The sequence below is a fragment of the Hydrogenophaga sp. genome, assembly GCF_051007235.1.
Classification (GTDB): domain Bacteria; phylum Pseudomonadota; class Gammaproteobacteria; order Burkholderiales; family Burkholderiaceae_C; genus Hydrogenophaga.
In genome coordinates this window covers 1-5290 of record NZ_JBPCSJ010000059.1, presented here as the reverse complement: position 1 = coordinate 5290, position 5290 = coordinate 1, and the positions used below count along the sequence as shown (strand labels likewise).

The 5290-nt window shown below is 70.2% G+C and carries 5 protein-coding genes; all 5 read right to left on the bottom strand.

The genetic code is table 11. The annotated features are described in order from the left end of the window. Positions 1 to 1036: aldose epimerase family protein (locus ACR2JA_RS01915; RefSeq protein WP_434007451.1), on the bottom strand; the 1036-nt coding region annotated here is incomplete at its 3' end. Positions 1037 to 1055: 19 nt separating this feature from the next. Next, on the bottom strand, positions 1056 to 2603 hold the full coding sequence (gene garD / locus ACR2JA_RS01910; RefSeq protein ID WP_434007450.1) for a galactarate dehydratase: 1548 nt from the start codon (positions 2601 to 2603) through the stop codon (positions 1056 to 1058). A 32-nt stretch (positions 2604 to 2635) separates the two neighbouring features. Continuing rightward, positions 2636 to 3580: a 2-hydroxyacid dehydrogenase gene (locus ACR2JA_RS01905; RefSeq protein ID WP_434007449.1), complete on the bottom strand. Its 945-nt coding sequence runs from the start codon at positions 3578 to 3580 to the stop codon at positions 2636 to 2638. Between the two features lie 4 nt (positions 3581 to 3584). Then, the gene (gudD, locus tag ACR2JA_RS01900) at positions 3585 to 4919 is read right to left on the bottom strand and encodes a glucarate dehydratase (RefSeq protein WP_434007448.1); all 1335 of its coding nucleotides are present in this window, start codon (positions 4917 to 4919) and stop codon (positions 3585 to 3587) included. A 115-nt stretch (positions 4920 to 5034) separates the two neighbouring features. Beyond that, positions 5035 to 5290: tripartite tricarboxylate transporter substrate-binding protein (locus ACR2JA_RS01895; RefSeq protein ID WP_434007447.1), on the bottom strand; the 256-nt coding region annotated here is incomplete at its 5' end.

Below are 5290 nucleotides of genomic sequence, written 5' to 3'. Positions count from 1 at the left end.
AGCGGTACTCCGTCCGTGCCCGGTAAGGCTGGCCTACCGTCACGCGGTTGAGCGGTAACGCCGGGCAGTTCACCGCGTTGGGGTACTGCTGCGGTTCCAGGCACAGGCCGGCACGCGGGCGGTGCACCACGCCGTGTTTGCCGACGTCGGGTGTGGCGCCGGTGCCCAGCGCGCCAGCGGTGTAGACCTGCAGCACGGGTTCGGTGGTCCACACGTCCAGGGTGTGGCCGCTGGCCAGGCTGTGCGCGCGGGCCACGCGGCGCAACGCGCCGTCCCGCGCGGGCGCCACTTCGTAGGCGTGGTCGATGTCGGGCAGGTCGCCCAGGCGCCGGCCTCTGCGCAGGTCCAGCGCATGACCGTCCAGGGCGATGCGTTCACCCGTGGCCACGTGGTCGGTGTCGGTGGCCAGCCGGTGCGTGGCGAACACCTGCAGCTGGTGGTCGTCGATGAGGGTGCGGCCCGGGCCATCGAGGTTGAAGAAGATGTGCGGCGTGAAGCTCGCGGGCGAGGCCGGGCTGACGTTGCAGACCGCCACCGCTTCGTGTTCCACCACCAGGGTGTGACCGTCGGTGAGGCGGTAACTCAGCGTGAGGTCAACGATGCCCGGGTGACGGTCCACCGACGGCTCAAAGCGCAAGCGCAGCGTGAGTTGGTCGGTTGCGTCCTGGTGGGCCGAGAACACGCGGTGGCGCGAACCCTCCGGGCCGCCGTGGATCGTGTGCGGTCCAGCGTTCGCTTCCAGCGGGTAGGTGGTGCCGTCCAGCGTGTAGCATGCCTGGCCGATGCGCCCCGCGTAGCGCCCGATGAAGGCGCCCATGGACGGCGCGCCGGCCCGCAGCGCAGCCAGGCTGTCGTAGCCCAGAGCCACGTCGTCCAGCATGCCATCGCGATCCGGCACCCCGATCTGCAACACCTTGGCGCCCAGGTTGCAGACGGCCACCTCCATGCCGCTGGCGTGGCGCAGGCGGAACAGGCCGACGGGTTCACCGCCGACTTCGCCGAAGAACTGAGCGGGGTCCAGTCGTTCGATGGGCATGCTGGCGCGGGTGACCTCGTCAGGTGATCGGTGCCGGGTTGAACAGCACCAGGTCGTTGTGCAGGCCCCAGCGTTCGGCCCAGGTCTTCTCGCCGCTGGCCACGGCCAGCAGGCGGTGGAACAGTTCCCAGCCCAGCTCGTCGATGCTCGCTTCGCCGCTGGCGATGCGGCCGGCGTTGACGTCCATCAAGTCGTGCCAGCGGCGGGCCAGGTCGTTGCGCGTGGCCACTTTGATCACCGGGCATTCGGCCAGGCCATACGGCGTGCCGCGGCCGGTGGTGAACACGTGCAGGTTCATGCCCGCGGCCAGCTGCAGCGTGCCGCAGATGAAGTCGCTGGCGGGCGTGGCCGCGAAGATCAGGCCCTTTTGCTTCACCTTTTCGCCAGGGCCGATGACCCCGTGGATCGGGCCGTTGCCGCTCTTGACGATGGAGCCCATGGCCTTCTCGACGATGTTCGACAACCCGCCCTTTTTGTTGCCGGGCGTGGTGTTGGCGCTGCGGTCGGCCTGGCCGCGCGCCAGGTAGGCGTCGTACCAGCCGAGTTCGCGCACGATCGCGTCGGCGACTTCGGGCGTCGCGGCGCGGCGCGTGAGCTGGTCCACCGCGTCCCGCACCTCGGTGTTCTCGCTGAACATCACCGTGGCGCCGGCGCGCACCAGCAGGTCGGTCGCGAAGCCCACGGCCGGGTTGGCGGTCACGCCGGAGAAGGCGTCGCTGCCGCCGCACTGCACGCCCACCACCAGTTCGCTCACCGGGCAGGTGGTGCGCTGGCGCGCGTTCAGGCGTTCCAGGTGGGTCTTCGCTTGCGTGAGGATGCTGTCGATCATCGACATGAAGCCGACGTGTTTCTCGTCCTGTAAGCAGACGACGTCCGGCCCTTGGCGCTCATCGCTGATCGGGATGCTGCCCGGCGGCAGCAGCCGCTCGGGCTGCAGCTTCTCGCAGCCCAGGCTGAGCACCATCACCTCGCCGCCGAAGTTGGGGTTCGTCGCCAGGTTGCGTACCGTGCGGATCGGGATGATGGCGTCGGGCGCGTCGATGGCCACGCCGCAGCCGTAGCTGTGCGTCAGGCCCACCACGCCGTCCACGTTCGGATACCGCGGCAGCAGGTCCTTCTGGATGCGCTCGACGGCGAATTCGAGCACCCCGGCCACGCACTGCACCGTGGTCGTCACGGCCAGCAGGTTGCGCGTGCCCACGCTGCCGTCGGCGTTGCGGTAGCCCAGGAAGGTGTGACCTTCCAGTGGCGGCAGCTCCGCGGGCGGTGTGGGGGCGGGCAGGCCCTGCAGCGAACGCGCCTCGGGCATCACCAGCCGCTGTTCGTTGACCCAGCCGCCGGCGGGAATGTCCACCGCCGTGTGGCCGATGACCACGTTGTAGCGGCGCACGGCGGTGCCGGCGGGCAGGTCGGCCAACGCGACCTTGTGGCCCTGCGGCACGGCCTGCACCAGCGTGGGGCCGCCGGGCAGAGCGGTGCCGGCGGGCAGGCCACCGTCGTTGACGACCACGGCCACGTTGTCGTGTGGGTGGATGCGGATGGTGCGGGGCGTCACGGGGGCGTTCATGGTCGGCAGGCTTGTCGAATGCGGAAAAAGGGTCAGGCCGCGCGGGCGGGCAGGGGTTCCCCGGCCAGGCCGGCGCGCAGGTTGGCCAGGGTGAGGTCGGCCATGGCCTGCCGGGTGTCGTGGGTGCCGCTGGCCATGTGCGGTGCCAGCACCACGTTGTCCAGCGCCAGCAGGGCTGCGGGTACACGGGGCTCGTCCTCGAACACGTCCAGCGCCGCGCCGCCCAGTTCGCCGCTTTGCAGGCAGGCGGTCAGCGCCGCTTCGTCCACCACGCTGCCACGCGCCACGTTGACCAGCAGGCCCTGGGGACCCAGCGCGCGCAGCACCTCGGCGTTCACCAGGTGGTGTGTGGCCGGGCCTCCGGCCACGGTGAGCACCAGGAAGTCGGCCCACGCAGCCAGCGCCAGCAGCGATGGTTCGTGGCGCCAGGCCACGCCCTCGGCCGGGCTGCGCTTGGTGTAGGCGATGGCCATGTCGAAACCGGCCGCGCGTCGCGCCACGGCCTGGCCGATGCGGCCCAGGCCCACGATGCCCAGCCGTTTGCCGCTCACGCGCGTGGTCACAGGGTAGCGGCCGTGCAGCCAGTCGCCGCGCCGCACGAAGCGGTCGGCCGCGGCGATGCGGCGCGCGCCGTCGATCAGCAGGCCCATGGCCAGGTCGGCCACGCAGTCGTTGAGCACATCGGGCGTGTAGCCCACCGGCAGGCTGGCCGCGCGCGCGGCGTCCAGCGGCAGACGGTCCAGGCCCACGCCGAAAGACGACACCACCTTCAGCGCCGGCAGTTGCGGCAACCAGGCCACCGGCACCCCCACTGGGGCCGAGGTCACCACCGCCGTCACGCGCGCCGCATCGGCGCGGTCGGCCAGCGGTGCGTCGGCGGTGATGGCCTGCGCGGTCAGCACGGTGTGCCGTTCGCGCAGTTCCGCTTCCAGCGCCGGCATCAGCGGACCGATCTGCAGGACGGTGGGGGGGGTCATGGGATCAGCGCACCAGGCAAGGATTCTTGTTGTCGAACGTCCAGCCCGGGATCAGGTACTGCATGGCGATCGCGTCGTCGCGCGCGCCCAGGCCGTGCTGCAGGTAGAGCTGGTGGGCCTTTTTCACTTCGGTCAGGTCGATCTCGATGCCCAGGCCCGGTTTTTGTGGCACCTGCACGTAGCCGCCTTCGATCTTGAGCGGGTCCTTGGTCAGCCGTTGGCCGTCCTGCCAGATCCAGTGCGTGTCGATGGCGGTCACCTTGCCCGGTGCGGCCGCGCCCACGTGTGTGAACATGGCCAGCGAGATGTCGAAGTGGTTGTTGGAGTGCGAGCCCCAGGTCAGGCCCCAGTCGCGGCAGGTCTGCGCCACGCGCACGCTGCCGGCCATGGTCCAGAAGTGCGGGTCGGCCAGCGGGATGTCCACGCTCTGCAGCGCCAGCGAATGCGCCATCTGCCGCCAGTCGGTGGCGACCATGTTGGTGGCCGTGGGCAGGCCGGTGGCGCGGCGGAACTCGGCCATCACCTCGCGGCCGGAAAAACCTTCTTCGGCACCGCAAGGGTCTTCGGCGTAAGCGACCACGCCACGCATTTTTTCGCCCAGGCGGATCGCGTCCTTGAGCAGCCAGCCGCCGTTCGGGTCCAGCGTCACGCGCGCTTCGGGAAAGCGTTCATGCAGCGCGGTCACGGCCTCGACCTCGGCGTCGCCCGCGAGCACACCGCCCTTGAGCTTGAAGTCCTGGAAGCCGTAGCGCTTCTGCGCGGCTTCGGCCAGGCGTACCACGGCCTCGGGGGTCATCGCCTTCTCGTGGCGCAGGCGGCACCAGTCGTCGGCGTGGTCGGGTTCGCTGGCGTAGGGCAGATCGGTTTTCAGGCGGTCGCCGACGAAGAACAGGTAGCCCAGCATCTGCACCGCGTCGCGCTGCTGGCCTTCGCCCAGCAGGGCCGCGACCGGCACGCCCAGGTGCTGGCCCATCAGGTCCAGCAGGGCCGATTCCACGGCCGTCACGGCGTGGATGGTGGTGCGCAGGTCGAAGGTCTGCAGGCCGCGGCCGCCGCTGTCGCGGTCGGCGAACTTCAGGCGCATGGCGTTCAGGATGGCCTGCAGGTTGCCCACGGTCTGGCCTTCGACCAGCGGTCGCGCGTCTTCGAGCGTCTGGCGGATCTTCTCGCCGCCCGGCACCTCGCCCAGGCCGGTGTGGCCCGCGTTGTCGGTGACGATGACGATGTTGCGGGTGAAGAAGGGTGCGTGCGCGCCCGAGAGGTTGAGCAGCATGCCGTCGCGCCCCGCGACGGGCACCACACGCATGGACAGGACGACAGGGGCAGAAGAAGCGCTCATAGAAGAAGAACCGGAGGAACGAAGGGGAGTGGTCGAGGGCGCCGCGGAACCGGCTCCGCCGGGCCGCCAGCGCCGCCCCCTGGGGGTGACGCCGCAGGCGACGCAGGGGGAACGTTCAGTCCGCCTTGATGTTGCGGCTGGTGATCAGCTTCTGCCAGCGCGCGAATTCGGCGTTCTGGAAGGCGTCGAACTGCTCGGGTGTGTTCAGCACGATCTCGAAGCCCAGGTCGGTGAGCTTGGTCGCGGTGGCCGGCTCCTTGATGATGGACACGATGGCTTCGTGCACGCGCTTCTTGATGTCGGCCGGCAGACCCGCCGGCGCGGCCACCGCCTGCCACGATTGCACGCCCGCGTTCTTCACGCCGCTTTCG

Bases quoted from the DNA above. Each gene is read 5' to 3' on its own strand.
- garD (WP_434007450.1), bottom strand. From the start codon at position 2,603: ATGAACGCCCCCGTGACGCCCCGCACCATCCGCATCCACCCACACGAC.
- ACR2JA_RS01905 (WP_434007449.1), bottom strand. From the start codon at position 3,580: ATGACCCCCCCCACCGTCCTGCAGATCGGTCCGCTGATGCCGGCGCTG.
- gudD (WP_434007448.1), bottom strand. From the start codon at position 4,919: ATGAGCGCTTCTTCTGCCCCTGTCGTCCTGTCCATGCGTGTGGTGCCC.